Origin of the sequence: Novosphingobium aquimarinum, assembly GCF_009746585.1 — a bacterium.
Lineage (GTDB): Bacteria > Pseudomonadota > Alphaproteobacteria > Sphingomonadales > Sphingomonadaceae > Novosphingobium > Novosphingobium aquimarinum.
Genome location: NZ_WRPO01000003.1, coordinates 189,711 through 209,226 on the forward strand (window position 1 = coordinate 189,711; position 19,516 = coordinate 209,226).

General features: G+C 65.6%; 17 protein-coding genes. 15 read left to right on the forward strand and 2 right to left on the reverse strand.

Going from position 1 to position 19,516, the window contains the following annotated elements; genetic code table 11:
* The first annotated feature begins 2 nt into the window (after positions 1-2).
* The 14 genes from GQO94_RS04945 to GQO94_RS05010 are packed head-to-tail and all read left to right on the forward strand — an operon-like array spanning position 3 to position 15,818.
* On the forward strand, positions 3-248 hold the full coding sequence (locus tag GQO94_RS04945; protein ID WP_156840052.1) for a hypothetical protein: 246 nt from the start codon (positions 3-5) through the stop codon (positions 246-248).
* Complete coding sequence (locus GQO94_RS04950) at positions 242-1,465, forward strand: 2-phospho-L-lactate transferase CofD family protein (protein ID WP_156840053.1); 1,224 nt, start codon at positions 242-244, stop codon at positions 1,463-1,465. The genes GQO94_RS04945 and GQO94_RS04950 overlap by 7 nt, the downstream gene beginning before the upstream one ends.
* On the forward strand, positions 1,458-2,090 hold the full coding sequence (locus GQO94_RS04955; RefSeq protein WP_198045802.1) for an HAD family hydrolase: 633 nt from the start codon (positions 1,458-1,460) through the stop codon (positions 2,088-2,090). Before GQO94_RS04950 ends, GQO94_RS04955 begins: the two co-directional genes overlap by 8 nt.
* Positions 2,087-2,989: a glycosyltransferase gene (locus GQO94_RS04960; RefSeq protein WP_198045803.1), complete on the forward strand. Its 903-nt coding sequence runs from the start codon at positions 2,087-2,089 to the stop codon at positions 2,987-2,989. The genes GQO94_RS04955 and GQO94_RS04960 overlap by 4 nt, the downstream gene beginning before the upstream one ends.
* Positions 2,982-3,704 (forward strand): NTP transferase domain-containing protein, encoded by a 723-nt coding sequence (locus GQO94_RS04965; protein ID WP_198045804.1) that lies wholly within the window; start codon positions 2,982-2,984, stop codon positions 3,702-3,704. The genes GQO94_RS04960 and GQO94_RS04965 overlap by 8 nt, the downstream gene beginning before the upstream one ends.
* Complete coding sequence (gene asnB, locus GQO94_RS04970) at positions 3,704-5,659, forward strand: asparagine synthase (glutamine-hydrolyzing) (RefSeq protein WP_156840057.1); 1,956 nt, start codon at positions 3,704-3,706, stop codon at positions 5,657-5,659. Before GQO94_RS04965 ends, asnB begins: the two co-directional genes overlap by 1 nt.
* A complete protein-coding gene (locus GQO94_RS04975) occupies positions 5,653-6,750 on the forward strand; it encodes an EpsG family protein (protein WP_156840058.1) in 1,098 nt (365 codons plus the stop codon). Before asnB ends, GQO94_RS04975 begins: the two co-directional genes overlap by 7 nt.
* 57 nt (positions 6,751-6,807) lie before the next feature.
* The gene (locus tag GQO94_RS04980) at positions 6,808-8,670 is read left to right on the forward strand and encodes an ABC transporter ATP-binding protein (RefSeq protein ID WP_198045805.1); all 1,863 of its coding nucleotides are present in this window, start codon (positions 6,808-6,810) and stop codon (positions 8,668-8,670) included.
* Positions 8,667-9,584, forward strand: coding sequence for a glycosyltransferase family 2 protein (locus GQO94_RS04985; RefSeq protein ID WP_156840060.1), 918 nt, complete (start codon positions 8,667-8,669; stop codon positions 9,582-9,584). Before GQO94_RS04980 ends, GQO94_RS04985 begins: the two co-directional genes overlap by 4 nt.
* Positions 9,581-10,681: a glycosyltransferase family 4 protein gene (locus GQO94_RS04990; RefSeq protein WP_198045806.1), complete on the forward strand. Its 1,101-nt coding sequence runs from the start codon at positions 9,581-9,583 to the stop codon at positions 10,679-10,681. The genes GQO94_RS04985 and GQO94_RS04990 overlap by 4 nt, the downstream gene beginning before the upstream one ends.
* Positions 10,678-11,805, forward strand: a complete 1,128-nt coding sequence (locus GQO94_RS04995; protein WP_156840062.1) for a glycosyltransferase family 4 protein — start codon at positions 10,678-10,680, stop codon at positions 11,803-11,805. The genes GQO94_RS04990 and GQO94_RS04995 overlap by 4 nt, the downstream gene beginning before the upstream one ends.
* A gap of 34 nt (positions 11,806-11,839) precedes the next feature.
* Positions 11,840-13,030, forward strand: a complete 1,191-nt coding sequence (locus GQO94_RS05000; RefSeq protein WP_156840063.1) for a glycosyltransferase — start codon at positions 11,840-11,842, stop codon at positions 13,028-13,030.
* Positions 13,027-13,902, forward strand: coding sequence for a sulfotransferase (locus GQO94_RS05005; protein ID WP_156840064.1), 876 nt, complete (start codon positions 13,027-13,029; stop codon positions 13,900-13,902). Before GQO94_RS05000 ends, GQO94_RS05005 begins: the two co-directional genes overlap by 4 nt.
* A complete protein-coding gene (locus GQO94_RS05010; RefSeq protein ID WP_198045807.1) occupies positions 13,899-15,818 on the forward strand; it encodes an acyltransferase family protein in 1,920 nt (639 codons plus the stop codon). Before GQO94_RS05005 ends, GQO94_RS05010 begins: the two co-directional genes overlap by 4 nt.
* A gap of 33 nt (positions 15,819-15,851) precedes the next feature.
* On the opposite strand, the gene GQO94_RS05015 is transcribed toward GQO94_RS05010, so the two are convergent.
* Entirely contained in the window at positions 15,852-16,460 is a 609-nt protein-coding gene (locus GQO94_RS05015; protein ID WP_198045808.1) for a hypothetical protein, read from the reverse strand.
* Positions 16,457-17,965 (reverse strand): glycoside hydrolase family protein, encoded by a 1,509-nt coding sequence (locus GQO94_RS05020; RefSeq protein ID WP_198045809.1) that lies wholly within the window; start codon positions 17,963-17,965, stop codon positions 16,457-16,459. Before GQO94_RS05020 ends, GQO94_RS05015 begins: the two co-directional genes overlap by 4 nt.
* Positions 17,966-18,219: 254 nt before the next feature.
* Between GQO94_RS05020 and GQO94_RS05025 the strand changes: the two genes are divergently transcribed.
* Positions 18,220-19,500 (forward strand): nucleotide sugar dehydrogenase, encoded by a 1,281-nt coding sequence (locus GQO94_RS05025; protein ID WP_156840067.1) that lies wholly within the window; start codon positions 18,220-18,222, stop codon positions 19,498-19,500.
* Positions 19,501-19,516: the final 16 nt, after the last annotated feature.

A 19,516-nucleotide genomic window follows, 5' to 3' on the forward strand; every position in this document is an offset into this window, starting at 1 on the left:
ACATGGCATTTCTCTTTCTTCACCAGGACGGCATCGGCGATCTCGACGACATGCTGTCGCCCCAAGTCAACAGCTCAATCGTCTTGCCCGACCTGAAGCCGGCGACCATGCGTTCCGGCCTAGAACAAGTGCTTGAATGCGCAGTACCGTCCAAGGACATCCGCGCATCGATGCTGGCGCTGAGCCTCAAAGCAGGGATATATGCGTACTCGTCCGTCTATGAGACGCTCGGGGCCAGAGCATGTTGAATGTCGTCGTTTTGAACGGGGGTCGGGGGGCCGCCACCATCGTGCCCGCGCTTCTGGCCGTGCCCGGGCTGCGTCTGACGTCGATCGTCAATGCCTACGACGATGGCAAATCGACTGGCGAGATCCGGCATTTCTTCGGAATGCTCGGCCCATCGGACTTGCGCAAGGTGCAGTTGCTGATGCTGCCGCACGACGAAACCTACGAGACCTCGCTCGCGCTGTTCGATCGCCGGTTCGACATGGCGGCGGGCAAGCAGGATACGCTGGCCGCACTGCGTCGATTCTGCGAGGGCGACGACCACCTCGACGGAATCGGCCCGCTGCCGCCGCGCATTGCCCACGGTCTGCGCCGCTGGTCGCAGGTTTTCCTCGACGCCCTGCCACTGGCGGAAGCGGTTGCCGGTCGATCGTTCGAATGCGCGGACTGCGCGCTGATGAATTGCCTTTATGCCGGTGCTTTCCTCGATCACGGCCGCGACTTCGAGCAGACCGTCTGGGCGGTCGACCGGCTGTTCCGGTTGCGCGGTGTCGTCCTGCCCAACAGCTGCGACAACCGCTGGCTGGCGGCGGAACGCGAGGACGGCTCGATCCTCCACTGCGAGGCCGACATCGTGGAACTGCGCTCGAACGACCGCCTTTCGCGGCTGTTCCTGCTCGAGGAACCGATCGATGCCGAAGGACTGTCGGCGCTCGCACCCGAAGATCGCAGCCGGTTCCTCGCGCAGCGTCACACCCCGGTGCGGCTGTCCGCTGGCGCGAAGCTGGCGGTCGAGCAGGCCGACGTGATCATCTATTCGGCCGGCACGCAGCACAGCTCGCTCTATCCCACGTACATGTCGCGCGGGCTGGCCGGCGCGATCGCCGGCAATTCCGACGCGCTCAAGGTGTTCGTGACCAACATCGGCGCGGATTACGAAACGCCGCGCTACAAGACCTCGGATTTCGTGAACGGGGCGCTGCGCTTCCTCAAGCTGGGCGAGCAACGCCGGATCGCGACCGAAGATCTGATCGATACGGTGCTGATCAATTCCAGCCGGATCAAATCCGACGAAACGTATGTCGAGGACGACGCCGAGAACTTCGCGGGCCTTCCCGTCGAGCGCATCGTCGCCGACTTCGAATCGCGAGAGGCCCCGGGCAAGCATGACGGCGCGGCGATCGTGCGCGTCATCCTCGACTTGCTCGAGGCGCCCTCGGCAGGCCGGCGCCATGCCTGATCCCGCAGCGAAACTCTCCGGCCGGCGGCTGTTCGTGTTCGATCTGGACGGAACGCTGGCGGATACTTCCCCGATCCACGCTACCGCTTTCGCCGCAGCGCTGGCGCCGCTGGGTATAGCGGTGGACTATCCCGCGATAGCCGGGCTGGCGACCGCCAATGCCATGCGCAAATTGCTCGAGGATGCAGGGCAGGCAGTGGATGAGGCGACGATCGCTGCGCTGGTCGAAGCCAAGCGCGCCGCTGCTCGCGAGCGATTGGCCTCGGTCCGCCCCCTCCCCGGCGCGCGGGAATTTCTCGCGCAGGCCGCGCGCGCGCACCGCCTTGCGCTTTGCACGTCCGCAGCGCGAGAGACGGCTGTGCGGACTCTGTCCACACTGGCCTTCGCGCAGAATTTCGATCCGTTGGTGACGGCGGACGACACGGCCAAGGCCAAGCCCGCGCCCGATGCTTTCCTGACGGTGCTGGCGCAAGCGGGCGTGTCCGCAGCCGATGCGCTGGTGTTCGAAGACAGCGAGGCCGGGCTGGCCGCAGCCGCCGCTGCTGGCATCGAGACGATCCGGATCGGCGGCGAAGGCCATGCCTGGGCGGACCTGACGGCATGCCTCGCGGGAGCGACCGCTTGAAGATCCTGGCGGCGGTGGTCACGCACAATCGGTGCACGCTGCTCGAACGATGCGTCGATCATCTGCGCGCGCAGACGCGACAGCCCGATGCCATCGTCGTCATCAACAACGCCAGTACCGACGGCACGGTAGAGATGCTCGACGCCAAGGGCATCGCCCATATCGACCAGGCCAATGTCGGCTCGGCCGGCGGCTGGAATCGCGCGATCGCGCATTGCCTCGAACAGGGCTTCGACGCGGTGTGGCTGATGGACGACGACGGGTTTCCCGATACGGCGGCGCTTGCGGCGCTGGAGCGCGAGATCGATGCTTCGACGGCTTGCGTGTCTTCGGTCGTTTTGCGCGAGGATGAGCGCAGCCACTTCGTGTTTCCCTTTCCGCTGCTCGATCGGCGCGGGCTTCCGGTACTCGCGCAACGCCAGCGCAAGCTGGCAACGCTACGCGAACTCGAGCAGATCGCGCCTTCCGGCACGTATCCTTTCGCCCATTTCTTCAACGGCGCGCTTGTCATGCGCGCCGCGATCGAAGCGGCGGGCAGTGTCGATACCCGCTGGTTCATGTTCGGCGACGAAGTCGATTACTTCTTCCGACTGCGCCAGGTCGGCGAAGTGCGGTCGGTGCTGGCCGCACGGCATTACCACCCCGACGTCGCGCGGCGGCCACTGACGCCGACCAAGCTCTATTACTATCTCAAGAACACGCTCATCCTGAACCGCATCTATTTCGACAAAGTCGCGCTGCGCCATCTGGCGACGCTCGGCATCGGCCTTGCCCGGTATGGTGCGCGCAACGGCTGGGGCAACCTCGCGGCCACTTTGGCCGGTCCGCAGCGCGGGCTGGTTCCGCGCGCGATCATCCGGGGCCTGCGCGGACGGATCGGGGCCGATCTCGATGGGTGAGACGCGCGTTCTGATCGCCGCCGCCGGGGCGGGCTCGCGCGCGGGGTTGCCCTATCCCAAGACGCTTCACCCGGTCGAAGGGCGCCCCATCCTTGGCCGCATTCTGGATCTCCTCGCCGTCCTCGATCCGGAACCGACCATCGTCGCGTCGCCCGCAGGACGGCCCCTCGTAGCGCAGTTTCTCGAAGCTGAAGGCCGGTCGGCGCATCTTCTCACGCAGCCGAGCCCGACGGGGATGGGCGATGCCGTGCTGCATTTCGACCAATCGCCGGCTGCGATCGGCGCGGGCACGGTCGTGCTGATCTGGGGCGACATTCCCTATCTTTCGCGCGCGACACTCGATGCCACCCTGGCCCATCATCGCACGAGCGGCGCGGTTCTGACGTTTCCCTCCCGCCACGTCGATCGTGCCTACACGGTCATCTCTCGCGATGCCGATGGCCGCGTGACGGGTCTCGAAGAGACGCGCGTGACCGGTCGAGCGCTGGAACCGGGCGAGCGCGACATCGGAGTCTTCGTGTTCGAAGCCGGCCCGGTGCTCGACGCTCTGCGCACCTCGGCCTCGCGGCACGATCCAAGCAGCGGCGAACACGGCTTTCTGCAAGTGATCGCACGGCTGGCGGAGCGAGGCGACCGTGTCGACGCGCTTCCGATCGCGACGCAACGCGAGCTCATTTCCCTCAACGCGCTGAGCGACCTGGAAACCCAAGCCTGATGTGCGGCATTGCCGGCATCCTGACCACGCAGGTGGTGTCGGAGGCGACCGTGCGCGCCATGGCGCGCGCGGTGGCGCATCGCGGACCGGACGACGAAGGAGTCTGGATCGATCCCGATGCCGGGATCGGGCTGGGCCATCGCCGGCTGTCGATCGTGGACTTGTCGCAAGCCGGCCACCAACCCTTCGCGTCGCGCTGCGGCCGCTATATGCTGACCTTCAACGGCGAGATCTACAATCACGCCGACATCCGGCGCGAGCTCGAGGCCGGTGAGCCGATCGGCTGGCGCGGCCATTCCGATACCGAGACGCTGATCGAGGCGATCGCGCGATGGGGCCTCAAGGACGCGCTGCGCCGCTGCAGCGGCATGTTCGCGCTCGGCCTGTGGGATCGGCAGACACGCCAGCTTCACCTGGCGCGCGACCGGATCGGCGAGAAGCCGCTCTTCTATGGCTGGAACGGCCAGTCGATCCTGTTCGGCTCGGGCCTCGCTCCGTTCCGGGCCGTTCCCGGTTTTTCGGCGTCAATCGATCAGCGCGCATTGTCGCTGTACTTCCGCTTCAACTGCGTGCCCGCGCCCTGGTCGATCTATCGCGACATCTTCAAGGTCATGCCGGGCACGATCGTGACGCTGGATGCGCAGGCCATCGGCCGACCGCACATGCTGCTGCCCGATCAGCCTTCGCCGGGCCCGCATGCGAGCTGCGAGCGGTTCTGGTCGCTGGCCGATGTCGTCCGCGCAGAACGAGCCACACCGGAAAGCGATCCGCAGCATGCCGCCGACCACCTCGAAGCCGCGCTCACGGCCGCGATCGCGCGCCAGACGATGGGCGACGTGCCGATCGGCGCCTTCCTTTCGGGCGGCGTCGACAGCTCGCTGATCGTCGCCCTGATGCGCAAGGCGATCGGATCGCGCGTGCGCACGTTCACGATCGGCTTCGAGGATCCCGCCTACGACGAGGCACCGCATGCCGCGGCGATCGCCCGCCATCTCGGCACCGAGCATTACGAGCACTACCTGACGCCGCAGGCGGCGATCGACGCGATCGACCGGCTTCCCGAGATTTACGACGAGCCTTTCGCCGATTCCTCCCAGATCGCCACGCACATTCTCAGTCGCGAGACGCGGCGAACGGTCAAAGTCGCCCTCTCCGGCGATGGCGGAGACGAACTTTTCGGCGGCTACAACCGCTATGTCATGACCAGCCGCATCTTCGACCGGCTGGCGCTGATCCCCGCCAGCGCCCGGCGCGGGCTCGGGCGGATGATCGGCGGCATATCGTCCGATACGCTGGACCGCATGGCAACGCTGCCGCTGATGCCGAAGATGGCCATGCTGGGAAACAAGGCGCACAAAGTTGCGCAGGCCATGCGCTCCGACGGCCAACTGGGCGAGATCTACGCCGCCTTTACCGAGGAATGGCACGCCGGCCTGCCACTTTCGGATGCGTCCCGACAGCCGGTGTTCATCGCCGATCCCCTGGGTGCCGAACTGACTCGCGAAGAGCAAATGATGTACTGGGACCTGATGACCTACCTGCCTGACGACATCCTGACCAAGGTCGATCGCGCCTCGATGGATGTCGGGCTGGAAGTGCGCGCGCCGATGCTCGATCCCGAAGTCATCGCGTGCGCCTGGCGGACGCCGCTGGCGTTCAAGATTCGCAACGGACAAGGCAAGTGCATCCTGCGCGACGTGCTATACCGCCATGTCCCGCCCGCTCTGATCGAGCGTCCGAAATCGGGTTTCGGCGTGCCGCTCGGCCGTTGGCTGCGCGGGCCATTGCGCGAATGGGCCGAGGAAGGACTGTCGGACGCGTCCCTCGACGCGTTCGAAGGCCTCGACCATGCGGCGATACGCCAGCGCTGGCAGCAGCACTTGCGCGGCTCGCATGATTGGACGGTCGCGCTCTGGTCGGTCCTGATGCTGACAAGGTGGCATGCGCAATGCTGATCTATTGGCTCTTTCTCGGCTTCATCGCACTCATGGCGCTGGTCGAACAAGGCGACCGCGAAGTCAGCCACCGCGCCAACTTCGTGTGGGTGGTCTTTGCCATCGCCCTGATCCTCTTCATGGGCGGGCGCTGGCGTACCGGCGGCGACTGGGGCAACTACTACCTCGGCCTCGAACCGTTCTATTGGCTGATGGTCGACGATGCCGCCGCGTCGAGCAAGGACGTCGGTTTCACCGTACTCTCGATCTTCGCTTCCTGGTTCCCGACCGGGATTGTCGTCATCACCATGTTCACCGGGATCGTCCTCGGCATTGCGCTGACGATTTTCAGCCTGGCCCAGCCTCGTCCCTGGCTGTGCATGATGGTGGCGTTTCCCTACTTCGTCGTCGTCTGCGGCATGGGCTACATGCGCCAGGGCATCGCGATCTCGTTCATTTTGATGGGACTTCTGGCGCTCGAGCGCGAGCGGGTGGGTCGCTACACGGCCTGGGTCGCGACAGGAGCGCTGTTTCACGCGACTGCGTTGGTGATGATCCCGCTCGGTGCCATCGTCAGCCGGCGCAATCGGCTGATCGTGATCGCCTTCGTCATCGTGATGACGATCCTGGCGTTCCGCACGCTGCTGGCTTCGCGTGCCGATTCGCTGGTCAACAATTATGTCGAAGCCGACGCCGAATCCGCCGGTGCGCTCGTGCGTGCCATGATGAGCGCGGTGCCGGGCGCGATCTTCCTGCTGTTTCGGCGCCACTTCGCGCTTGCGAGAAGTCCACAGCTTGCCTGGACGGCGCTGGCGATCGCGGCGGTCGCCGCAGTGCCTGCCGTCGAATTCTTTCCGTCTTCCACCGTGATCGATCGCCTTGGCCTCTATCTCCTGCCCCTCCAGTTCTTCGTCTGGTCGCGCGTGCCGGATGCGCTGGCGACATCGGTGCAGCAGCGACAAGTGTTCGGGCTGCTGATCGTCCTGCTTTACATCGTTATCTTCTTTACCTTCGTGAATTACGCGGATCACGCCGATGCCTGGTTTCCCTACCGCTTCTGGCTGTTCGAGGACGGCCTTTGTCTGGAATGCGGGTCGCCACGTGACTTCTAGGGTTTGCCTCTTGATCGCTCAGCGCTCGGGCCACCTGGGATGGGAGCGCCGCTAGCCGTGTCCGCGATCGACCCAAAACATAAGTTCGTCCCGCTGACGCCGACTTCCAAGACGCGCCCCCAGGACGCCAAGACGCAAGATCTGACAAGTGCCGCACGCCGCCTGTTCGCGCACTTGTCCGCGAGCCGGCGCCGCCAGTTCACGCGCGTCTGCCTGTTCATGGTCGTGGGCGCCTTCGCCGAGATGGCGAGCATCGGCGCATTGTTCCCGTTCCTGGCGCTCCTCGCTGCGCCCGAGACGGTAACGCAGAACGCCGTGCTGGGGCCCCTGATCGCGCGGATCGGCCTGACGACGGAACAGTTGCTGCCAGCCGCAACCGCCGTCTTCATCTTCACCGCCCTCGCGGCGATGGGCATCCGCTTGCTGCTGCTGCGCGTCGCGCAGCGCTTCGTCTACGGGGTGGGCCACGATCTCGGCACCAACCTGTACGATCACCTGCTTCACCAGAGCTACCTATACCATACGCTGCACAACAGCGCCGAAGTGCAGGACGGCATCCAGAAGGTGAACAACGTCACCAATCTGTTCCTGCAACCGTTGATGCAGGGGATTATCTCGCTGACGGTGATGGTGTTCATCATCGTCACTCTCGCGATAGTCGATCCGCTGCTTGCCGGAATCGCCATCGTGAGCTTCGGCGGGATCTACGTCGGGATCTCGTTTACGGTTCGCCGCGTGCTGGGTCGCAACAGCGTCAAGCTCTCGAAGCTTTCGGGGCAGCGCATCCAGGCGATCCAGGAAGGCATGGGATCGGTGCGCGACGTGCTGATCGAGCGCGCGCAGCCCCTTTATCTGCGCAAGTTCGCGCGGCTCGACCAGTCGTTCCGCGATTCCCAGTCGCTGACGACGTTCCTCGCCAATGCGCCGCGCTACCTGGTCGAGGGGATCGGGATGGTGCTCATCGCGATCCTCACGATCTTCGCCGCGAACCAGCCGGGCGGGTTGGCCGCCGCCCTTCCTGCGCTGGGCGCGCTCGCGATCGGCGCCCAGCGGATCATGCCGCTGCTCCAGCAAGTCTATTTCGGCTGGTCGCAGATGATGACCAATTACCACAACCTCACCAATATCCTCGACGTGCTCGACCAGCCGGTCGAACGGCCAGACCGCACTGCCGCGCCGCTGCCGTTCGAGCGCGAGATCGCCTTGCGCGAGGTCTCGTTCGCCTATGGCAGCGCCGGCCGCGTGCTGAGCGACGTCTCGCTGACGATCCCCAAAGGCGCGCGGATCGGCCTCGTCGGTCGCACCGGCAGCGGCAAGAGCACGATCCTCGACACTCTCATGGGCCTGCTCCAGCCGCAGCAAGGCGCGATCGCGATCGACGGCATGGAGCTGGAAGGGGCGCAGGACCGGTTTCGCTGGCAAGCGAACATCAATCACGTGCCGCAAGCGATCTTCCTGTCCGACGATACGCTGGCGGCGAACATCGCTTTCGGCCAGGAAGCCGACGAGATCGACATGGACCGCGTTCGCGCCGCGGCAAAGTCCGCGCAGGCGGCCGAATTCATCGAAGCGCTACCCGATGGCTATGCCAGCACCGTCGGCGAGCGAGGCACGCGCTTGTCGGGCGGCCAACGGCAGCGCATCGGCCTGGCCCGTGCGCTCTATGCCCGCCGCCCGCTGCTGGTGCTCGACGAAGCGACGAGCGCGCTCGACAGCGCGACCGAAGATCAAGTGATGGAGGCGATCCGCCGGCTCGACGCCGACCTCACCATCATCATCGTCGCGCACCGCCTCAGCACCTTGCGCCATTGCTCGAAGATCATCCGGCTGGATGCGGGTCGCGTGGTGGCCGAGGGATCTTTCGAAGAGATCATCGGCAGTGCGAGCGAAGATCCGGCAATGCGGGCGCTGCAGGAATGAGCGGCGTTTCAAGCACTTCTCGGAGCCCAGCGGGCCAGCGCGCCGACCGCGCGACGATCGTGATTCCGTGCTTCAATGCGTCCGCTACCCTGCCGCGCGCGCTGGCCTCGATCGACGAACCCGAGGTCGAGATCCTCGTGATCGACGATGCCTCGCAGGATGGGAAAGCGATCGCCGATCTGGTCGCCAAGGATCCGCGCGCGCGCCTGATCGCGAAGGATAGGCGAGTCAACGCGGCCCATTCGCGCGCGCTCGGAATCCAGCAGGCGTCCTGCGACACGATCCTGTTTCTCGATGCCGACGATGCCTACCGCCCCGGACACGTCGCGCGGCGTTGCGCCATGCATCGCGGCAATCCGGCGGGCGTCGCGATCGGCCGCTTTCGTCTGAACGATGGCCAGCGCGAATGGGACATGCCGCTTTCCGCCTATTCGGGCGGCAGTCTCGAAACCTACATTTTTGCCGGCGGCGGCGATGCGCGCTCTTCGACGCTGTCGGTGTCGCGGCGGGCGCTGGGCGGCACGACGTTCGATCCGGCGCTGCGCAAGCATCAGGACTGGGGCTTTGCCCTCGCCGCGTGGCGAGAGGGCCGCGGGGTGATGTTCGATCCCGAATACGGCGTCGTGATCCACATCGGGGCCGCCACGCGCATGAGCGCCTCGGCGCAAGTCGAAGCCAGCCTTGCGTTCGCGCGCGATCATATCGGCGACGTCGCGAACCGGCGGCGCTTCCTGATGGCGCGCCTGCGTACGAGCCTGCGCCATGGGGACCGGCATGCGGCACGGGAATTCCGCCGCGCGCTGCTGGCGCTGGCGCCGCGGCCGTCCGAACGCTGGGGCAGCGCCGCGATGATGGTGGCGGCGCAGGTCGGCATCGCCGCTCCGCTGCATCGGCTCATGGCGGCGCACCGGTGAGCGCACATGCATCCCTGGATAATGGAGACGTCACAACGCGGACGTCGCACCCCTTGATCGTCCATGTCATTCCCTACGATGACATCGGCGGCGTCGAGACGGCGGCGGACAGCGTTCCGCCCGGACCCTATCCCGCGTTCGAGCTGCGCCGGATCTATGTCGCCAGCGTGCGCGAGCCCCGGCCGCGACCCTATGTCTACGAATCCGGCGTCGGGTCCGAAAACAGCCCCCGTGCTTTCGCCCGGACTCTGCGCCATTTGCTGGACTTGCGCCCGAAGGTCGTGATCGTCTCGCTTTGGCGATCCTGCATCGTCGGCCTCGCTCTGAAGGCGCTGCGCCCGCGCACGCGGCTGGTCGTTTTCCTGCACAACGTGAAGCATTCCAACTGGGTGGATAGCGTGCTGACACGGCTCGCGGCGCGCGCGTCGGACGCGATCCTCGCCGATTCGACTTGCACCGCCGAGCAGCGCCTCGGCAGGGACTGGGCCCCGCATGTCCGCCCCGTTTCGTTTCTCACCTCCCGGCTCTCGCAAGTCACGCCGCTCGGGCCCAGCCCCCGCTTCATCACCTGGGGGCGACTGCATCCGCGCAAGCGCATCCATCTGGCGCTGGACATGTTCGCGCTGGTTCATGCCAAGCGACGCGACGCGCGGTTCACGATCATCGGCCCCGATCGCGGCGAACGGGCCATGCTCGAAGCCAAGGCGGCCGATTTGGGCGTCGAGGAGGCCGTCGAGTTCGCCGGCCCCAAATCCATCGAGGAGATCGCCCTGGCTGCCGAACAGGCGAGCTTTTTCGTCCAGACCAGCTCGTTCGAGGGGATGGGGATGGCGGCCGTCGAGGCCATGCAACTGGGTCTCGTGCCGGTGGTGACGCCGGTCGGCGAGATCGGCAGCTACGTGGAGGATGGGCGCAACGGCGTGTGGTTCGAAACGCCGCACAAAGCCGCCGAAAGAGTCGAGGAATTGCTGGGCGCTCCGGACGAATTCCTGGCCATGCGTCAGGCCGCGACCCGAACCTGGAACGATCATCCGCTGCATCGCGAAGATTTCCTCGAAGCTTGCGCCATGCTCGCAAGCGAGGACGATCAGCGATGAAGATCGTCGCGGTCGTCAATGCCGCCTGGAACCTCGTGAACTTCCGCATGGGCGTGCTCAACGCGCTGATGGCGCAAGGCTATGAAGTGGTCGCGGTCGCGCCGGAGGATGCGGCCATGCGGCAGGCTCTCGCCGATGCCGGCATTCGCCTGGAAGCGGTGCCGATGGACAGCGCCGGTCTTTCCCCCCTGCGCGACCTTGCCTTGCTCGCCCGGCTGCGCGCGGTGTTCGCGCGCGAGCGCCCGGATGCCATGCTGGGCTATACGATCAAGCCGAACGTCTACGGTTCGCTGGCCGCGCGCAGCCTGGGCGTACCCACGCTCAACAACATCTCCGGCCTCGGCACCGGCTTCATGCGCAAGGGCATGCTGAACCGCGTGGTCAGGGGCCTGTACCACGTCGGCCTGGCACGGGCGCATACGGTGTTTTTCCAGAACCCCGAGGACCTCGCCCAGTTCGAGGCGCTCGGCCTCGTCCGCAAATCGCAAACGATGCTGCTGCCCGGTTCCGGCATCGACCTCGACCGTTTCGCCAAGGCGCCGCATCGCTCAGGCGACGCGCCGCTGCGTTTCCTCCTGATCGCGCGGATGCTGTGGGACAAGGGCGTCGGCGAATTCGTCGAGGCGGCGCGCGACGTTCGGCGCGACCATCCCGAGGTGCGCTTCAGCCTGCTCGGCGGCTTGGGCGTCGCCAATCGCACGGCCATTCCCGCCGACACGGTGGAAGGCTGGGTGCGCGAAGGGATCGTCGAATACTGCCCGCCCGTCGACGATGTGCGCGGCATGATCGCCGATAGCGATGTCGTGGTGCTGCCCTCCTACCGAGAGGGCACCTCGCGGGTCTTGCTCGAAGCGTCGGCACTCGGCCGGCCGATGATAACGACCGACGTTCCGGGGTGCCGCGATGTCGTCGAGGACGGAGTCGCTGGGCTGCTGTGCGACGCCAAGGACTCCGGCTCGCTGGCGGCCGCGATCCGCCGGATGATCGCCATGTCACCGGCGGAGCGGAACGCGATGGGGGACGCGGCGCGCGCGCGGGTGGAACGCGACTATGCCGAGCAACGCGTGATAGACATTTATTGTCAGCGTGTTGCTGCCGCCGTCGCCAAGCGCGGGCTCGCTTGACAGCTACGGCACCTCCCCTAACGGGAACTGCGTAATGATTCATGTGCCCGAGACCATCGAAGCCCCCTTGAAGATCTGCGTGGTGGTCGCCCGGTTCTCGTTCACCGGCGTTCCCCTCGCACAGTTCCGCTTTGCCCGCGCACTCGCGAAGCGCGGCCACGATGTCGAGATCGTGCTGGGACATGTCGATCCAGGCGACACGCTGCCGGATCGAGGGCAGGCGCGGCTGCGCGTGCTCGATCGGCCGAGCGCGCGCAAGATGTTGCTGCCCTTCGCGCGCTATCTGCGCCAGGAACAGCCCGATATCGTGTTCACTTCGCAGGATCACTTGAACGGCATAGTTCTGCTCGCGGCGATCCTGACGGGCTCGAAAGCGAAGATCAGCGGCTCCTCGCGCGTCAATCCGTTCTACACCTATTCCAACCGCCCGCTGACCCGGAAGTGGCTGTTCAAGCAGGCGATGCGCGCGGTGAAATGGCGGGCAACGGCGCTGACGTGCGTGTCGCAAGGCATGGTCGAGGAATACCGGGCCTTCTTTCCCAACGGACCGCATCTCACCGTCCACAACCTCGTCGACGATGGCCCCTCGCGGCGCCGCATGGAGGAACCGGTCGAGCATCCCTGGTTCGTCGACAAGAGCAAGCCGATCGTGATTTCGGCCGGGACCTTGTCGCCGCGCAAGGGCTTCACCGACCTCATCGCCGCATTCGACAGGCTGGTGACGGACGGGCGCGACATTCGCCTGGTGATCTTCGGCGAGGGCCGCCAGCGTGCAGAGCTCGAACAGCAAGTGCGCGACGCGGGGCTCGAGGATCGTGTCTCGCTGCCGGGCAAGATCGCCAATCCGCTGCGCTATCTCGCGCGCGCCGACGTGTTCGCGCTGACTTCCTCGTTCGAGGGCCTGCCCAATGCGCTGATCGAGGCGATGATTTGCGGCTGCCCGCTCGTTTCGACCGATTGCCCGAGCGGGCCCGACGAAATCCTCGCCAAGGGCCGCTATGGCAAGATCGTGCCGGTGGGCGACGTGGACGCGATCGCCCGCGCAATCGGCGAACAGCTCGACGATCCCATCGCCCCCGAGGTGGTGGCAGAGGGCGTGCGCCGCTTCGGCGAGGACGCGGTGATCGCCCGGCATTTCGAAGTGCTGGGGCTCAGCGGACGCGAGTGCGCCGGACGTGAGATCGCCGAACGCGATACGGTCGCACGAGAAATCGCCGCGCAGTGAGCCCGCCCCGGCCATCCTTCGTGTGCATCGGCCCGAAGCGGTCCGCCACGACCTGGCTGGCGGATCAACTCAAATTCCACCGCGACATCTGGCTCACTCCCATTCAGGAGCTGAACTACCTGAGCGGCGGCTTCGCCGATCATGCGGCCAAGCCCTACATGCATTTGCGCTGGAGCGGCTGGGAAGTCGCGAAACGCGTCGTGCGCAACAAGGGCCCCGGCGTTTCGGCGGACGCGGCCTTTCTGCGCACCGCGCGCCGGCTGGCGGCAGAGCCCGAACGCGATCTGGAAGGCTATCGCCAGCTTTTCGCGCCTGCCGGATCGCGCGTTTCGGGCGACATTTCGCCGATGTATGCCTCGATGGGCGTGGCCGAGATCCGCGATGCCTTGCCCGCCATCGGCGCGGCCAGGATCATCCTGCTGGCCCGCGATCCGGTGCAGCGGTTCTGGTCCGAACTGGCGATGCACGCACGCAAGCGCTCGTTCGGCGATGTCGATTACACGTCCGTGGACTTCGCCCGCGCCTTCTTCGCCGATCCGGTACGGCAGCGGCAGCACTTGCTCAGCGATATCGCCGCGCGCTGGCATGAGGGATTTGGGCGCGATCGTCTCGAGATCATCTACTTCGACGATATCGTCGCCGATGCGCCCGCCACCTTGCGCCGCATCGTCGAACTGATCGGCGCCGACTGGCGCAAGCGGCTCCCCGGCATTGCGCCCACCCTCAATCGCAAGCAGCGCGCCGCTCGCTTCGTGCCTCAGGAGGCCGCCGCGAAGGCGGTGCGGGAATGGTTCGCGCCGGAACTGGATCGTTGCGCCGATGCCTTCGGGGCCCATGGCAAGGCGTGGCAGCAGAGGCAGACCCCGCAATGATCGCGACGCGCGCGCCTAGCGACACCCGCCTTCCCGTCGTCGATGGCCTGCGCGCGTTTGCGGTCGTCGCCGTCGTGCTGTTCCACGGTTTTCCGGGACTGGTGCCCGGCGGCTACATCGGCGTCGACGTCTTTTTCGCCATCTCCGGCTTCGTGATCGCGCTGCGCTATCTCGAACCGCTGATCGCGCGTGAGATCTCCATCGGCACGTTCTTCCTGCGCCGCGTGCGCCGCCTCGTCCCGGCCTATTTCGCCGTGCTTGTCGCGACAACCGTCGCGGCGGCCTTCATCATGGCGCCCAAGGACTTGCTGCGCTTCGCCTGGAGCCTGCTCGGCCAGTCGTTCTACGCGCAAAACGCGGTGTTCTGGTTTCAGGGCGAATACTTCGATGCCGCCTTGCGCAAGCCCCTGCTTCACACCTGGTCGCTGGCAATCGAGGAGCAGTTCTACTTGTGCTTCCCGCTGCTGATCCTCGCGGCGCGCTGGCGGCCGCAGCTGACGTTTTACGCTGGCCTCCTCCTCGCCGTCGCGATGATCGCCGCGGCCACCATCGTCGAGCCGATCAGCCCCAAGACCAGCTTCTACTGGCTGCCCTTCCGCGCCTGGGAATTCCTCGCCGGGATCGGCGCCGCCATTCTCTACATGCGCGGTTTCGCGCGCAATCTACCGCCGGCGGTCGCGAATGCGATCGGCATCGCTGCGATCCTGGGATTGCTGGCCTCGGCACTGCTGTTCGACGAAGAGAGCGCCAGCATCCTCACGCAAGGCCTGCTCGCGATCACCGCGACAGGGGCGATCTGCCTCGTGCAATCCCGCTTGTCGGCAAGCCTTGCCGCCCTCTTCACCAATGGCGTGTCGCAGCACTTCGGCCGGATTTCGTACAGCTGGTATTTGTGGCACTGGCCGCCGCTGTCGTTTGTTTTCCTGCTGCAAGGACAGCCGGCGCAAGGCTTCGCGGCGATCGCGCTGACGCTGCTCGGCTACGGACTTGGCCTCGTCTCCTGGCACTTGCTGGAGCGGCGCGCCTCGCGCAGTTCCGCGCTGGCGAAACCGGCGCGGACCATCGGGCTTTTGCTGGCCTTTCTCGCCTTCGCGGCGGCAGCCGGCACGGCGCTGATCGCCAGCAACGGCTTCCTGCAACGCTACCCCTTGCGCGAGCGCCCCTTGCTGACCGCGCAAATGGATCGGCCCGACGGCCGCTGCGACTTCGTCACTCGCCTTCGCAACTGGCGCGGGCAAATCTGCCCGGTCAACGATGTCGATGGCGCGAACGGCATTCTCTTCCTCGGCGATTCGCATGTCGAAATGCAGAAGACGGCACTGGCGGAGCTCGGCAGTCGATATGGCGTGCCGATCTACATCACCAAGCAGAACTGCCGGATTATCGACTTCGGTGTCGATCGCAATTGCCGCCTGCCGGTCTGGCGTCAGATCGAGCGCGACATCGCGCGCGAGAAAATCGGCACCGTCGTGATCGTCGCGCTATGGCCCGAACCGTTCGACGCCGCTCCGCTCACTGCCGCGCTCGATCGACTGGCAAAAACCGGTGTGCGCGTGGTCCTAGAACGGCCGACCCCGGTCAGTGAAAGTCTCTCGCCCGAATACTACATGACGCGGCCCGATGCCTGGAGCGACCGGAGCGAATATTCCCGCGCTGCGCATGCCGAGCAGGCGCGTAGCGTTGCGACCGCGATGTCGGCTTGGGCCGCGCGCCACGAGGATGCGATCGTGCTCGATCCCACGCCGATCCTGTGCCCCGGCGATGCGTGCCTTTACGCGAAGGCGAGCGAACCGCTGTATTCGGATACGCATCACTTGACGAAAGTCGGAGCCCGTTTGCTGGCACAGCTTTATGCCCCGCTGATGCAGACGGTGGCGAGAGATAAGGATGCAAAGCCTAAGGCTGGCGACACCTGAGAAAGGGCCCCGGGCTTCACCCGGCGCTGAAAATCAACTGAGCGGCGGTTCGAACAGGACCTGCTCGATTCCTTTGATCTTCTGCTTGAGGCGGCGCACGAACGTCCGCTGACGCCTGCGGTTGTGGGAGACGCTCCATTCGGCCTGCGCGCTCTCGAAGTCGCCTTGCGCGCCGATGCGCTCCCAGAACTCGGGAAACCACTGCGGCGCGTCTTCCAGGGAGACGGACATCGTCATCGACTTGTCGCGCAGGAAGCTGACGATGTTCGCTTCCATCGTTTCATAGGCGTCGGCGGCGATCGCGCTCTTGCTGTGATTGCCCGCGCGCAGGATGCCGTTGCGGTACGCCGGCATCATGCCCCCGACTGGCGCCCAGCGCTGCGCATAACTTTCGATCACACGGTCGGAGTCGCGCTTCAGATGCACATAGAACGCATCGTCCCCATAGGCCGCGTCCAGCCGACCAAGGTGCCAGGACAGGCGATTGTCCGCTTCGATGTGGCGGGCCGGGTATGCGAACTTCTCACGCCCGACGAGCCGAACGCGCGATTCGTGGCCGGCGCTGTAGTTCGTGATGTGAGAGCAGGCATGGATGAAGGTCTTGGACCCGCATCGTCCCGTGCAAAGGACAAAGATGTTCATACTTGGATTTCCACGCTGGAGCGAAGTGCTCCCTCGATTGCTGCCGACTTATTGCTTGTTGATTTCTCGCGCGCGTCCTTGAGCTTCTGCGCCTCCTCACGCGAGCGTAACGGCAATTCCTTCCCGTTGACGATCGTCGGCCCGGCGATGACCGAAAAGCCGAGGTCCGCTTTGGCTTCGATGATGTTACGACCCTCGAAGGTGCCGCGTGGGGTCGCGATCTTGGGCGAAGCCTGCGTCATCCGGCAATTGCGATAGATGGCCGCATCGCTTCTGGGCAGCACTCCCTCGCCGATCATGGTGAAGGCGCAGCCATCGAACAGCACGTTCTCGCCCTTGATCAGCGAGGCCTTGCTCTTGCGCAGCGCCAGCTTTCCGGTGGGTGAGAGCGTGGGATCGTCGGTGAACCTGCAGCCGGTGAAGCGCGTCGCTCGCCGGGGATCGGCATCGCCGTAGACGTGGACGAGATTGCCCAAAAACAGGCAGCGATCGAAAGCGAAGCCCGGCTTGTCCGGCCAGACCGCCCAGTTGTCGGTTCCCACGAACCTGCAATCGGCAAAGCGCACGTCGGCGGTGTTGCCCGAATCGGCGACGACCGCGCAGCCGCGATTGTCCTCGAAGCGGCAGTCGGAAAAGGCGATGTCGCGAATCGGTTTCTTGCGCTGCGCCTCAATGTCGACCCCGGCGCCCGGCGCGCTGGCCACGGCGCCGCGACCCGTGCGCGAAAAGCGCGAGCGCTCGATGCGATAGCCGTGCCCGCCGACGAGGCTCATGCCCTGCCGGCCGTTCATGTCGGCGACAATGCCGGTAAATCGCCGCTCGACGCCCGGCGTCGGCTCGCGGGGGCCGTCGATGTAGAAGCCGTCGTGCGGTTGATGGTGCGCATTGACGTTGATTAATCGTTCTGGTCCGGAATTGTTGCGCAGGGCAATGCCGACGCAGCCGATTTGCCAGCCCTTGTCGCCCCGCTTGCCGCCGATGATGTGCTTGCCCGAATTGCCGTCGAGCTCGAGATTCTCGATATGGACGCCGCCCGCGCAGAACCGCGCATCGATCATTGCCGCATAGGGCCTCGCCCGACCGACGATTCCCTTGGGCACGATCTTGGCCACCGGCGTACCGTCGGGCTGGAACATCCCGTATCGCTGGCCAGGCGCGCACAAGAGTCGCGCGCCATTGCCCCGGATCGTCACCATTCGGCGGCAATTCGCAAAAGTCATCAGCCGCACTTCGCTTGGCGCACCATCGGGTCCAGGCTTTTGCGTGCCGACAAGATACGTCGTCTTGCGCAGCTGGACGACGCCGCCACCCGCCGCGTTAACCGCGTCCGATAACCGCGCGAAGGCATCGCTGTCGTCGGTGCGGCCATCGCCGCGCGCTCCGTAGCGCTCGGGCGTGAACGCGAGCTCGGCGGCATAAGTCGGACGCGCCAGCATGGCAGCCAGGGCAAGCGACGCAGCGGCCCGGAGCAACTGTCGCCGGGTACTTGCAGAGGTGGCTGTCATATTTTCCAATTCTAATTTTCGGGAAAACTCTTGTCGACATGCCCGGATGAGCAAGGCCCGCATGAGCGCGGAAGGCTTCGCCTCGCGCCTGCGCGGTTGTCCCTTCCCTTCGCGTGCGACTGCCGCTAGCAGCCGTTCTAGGTTGTTTTCCTTAAGGCAGCCTGACGAGGTCGCACAAACCGGGACGCCCAGATGTTGATGCCAAACGCCGGGAAACGCGACCAATTTTTTCTTTTGCTTCGTGTGAGTGTGCCTTGACCGACGCCCGAACATCGCCGCGGATCGTGGTCGTCGGATTAGGGTACGTCGGCCTGCCACTGGCGGTCGCGCTCGCGTCGCGGTTCGAGACCGTGGGCTTCGACATCAACCAGCCCCGCATCGCGGAACTGCGCCGGAACCACGATCACACCAACGAGATCTCACCGGAAAAGCTCGAGCAATCGCCCCTGCGCCTGGCCGCGTCGCCCGAAGAGATCGAACCGGCAGATCTCTACATCGTCACGGTCCCGACTCCGGTCGATGCACAGAACCGCCCCGACCTTGCGATCGTGGAAAGCGCGACGCGAACCGTGGGCGGCATGCTCGATGCGGCGCGGCGTCCGGTCGTGTGCTTCGAAAGCACCGTCTATCCCGGCGTGACCGAAGACGTGTGCGGCCCCATCCTCGCAGAGGTCTCCGGCCTCGCCCGCGGCCGCGACTTCTTCCTCGGCTACAGCCCCGAACGGATCAATCCGGGCGACCGCGAGCACACGATTGACCGGATCACCAAAGTGGTTGCGGGCGAAAACGCCGAGATCACCGATTTTCTCGCCTCGATCTACGGCGCGATCACGGCGGGCGGCGTCCATCGCGCCGCTTCGATCAAAGTCGCCGAAGCCGCGAAGGTGATCGAGAACGCGCAGCGCGACATCAACATCGCCTTCATGAACGAGATCGCGCGCATCTTCGCGCTGATGGATATCTCGGTCTGGGACGTGCTTGAGGCCGCGCGCACCAAGTGGAACTTCCTGCCGTTTCAGCCGGGCCTCGTCGGTGGCCACTGCATCGGTGTCGATCCCTATTACCTGGCGCAAAGCGCGGTCGATCGAGGATACCAGCCGGCGGTGATCCTCTCGGGCCGGGCGATCAACGACGGCATGAGCGAATGGGTCGCCGATCAGCTTTCCGCCCGCCTCGGCACCAGCTCGCGCATTCTGGTCAAGGGCCTGACGTTCAAGGAAGACGTCCCCGACTTGCGCAACAGCCGGGTCGCGCATCTCGTGATGCGGCTGCAGGCGCTTGGCCATACCGTCGACGTTACCGATCCCCTGGCCGATCCTGCCGAAGCGAAGCGGGAATACGGGCTCGAACTGAACAGCGCCGACGAACGGAGCGACTACGACGCGGTCCTGCTGGCCGTCGCCCATGCGCATTACCGCGATGCCGGTCTGCAGGGCGTGATCGCGCCCTTGCGCGAAGGCGGGGTTTTTGCCGATCTCAAGGGAGTTTTCGCCGGCCAATCGCTGCCGAACGGAATCACGTACTGGGGCCTGTGAGGCTCGCGACGTTGGG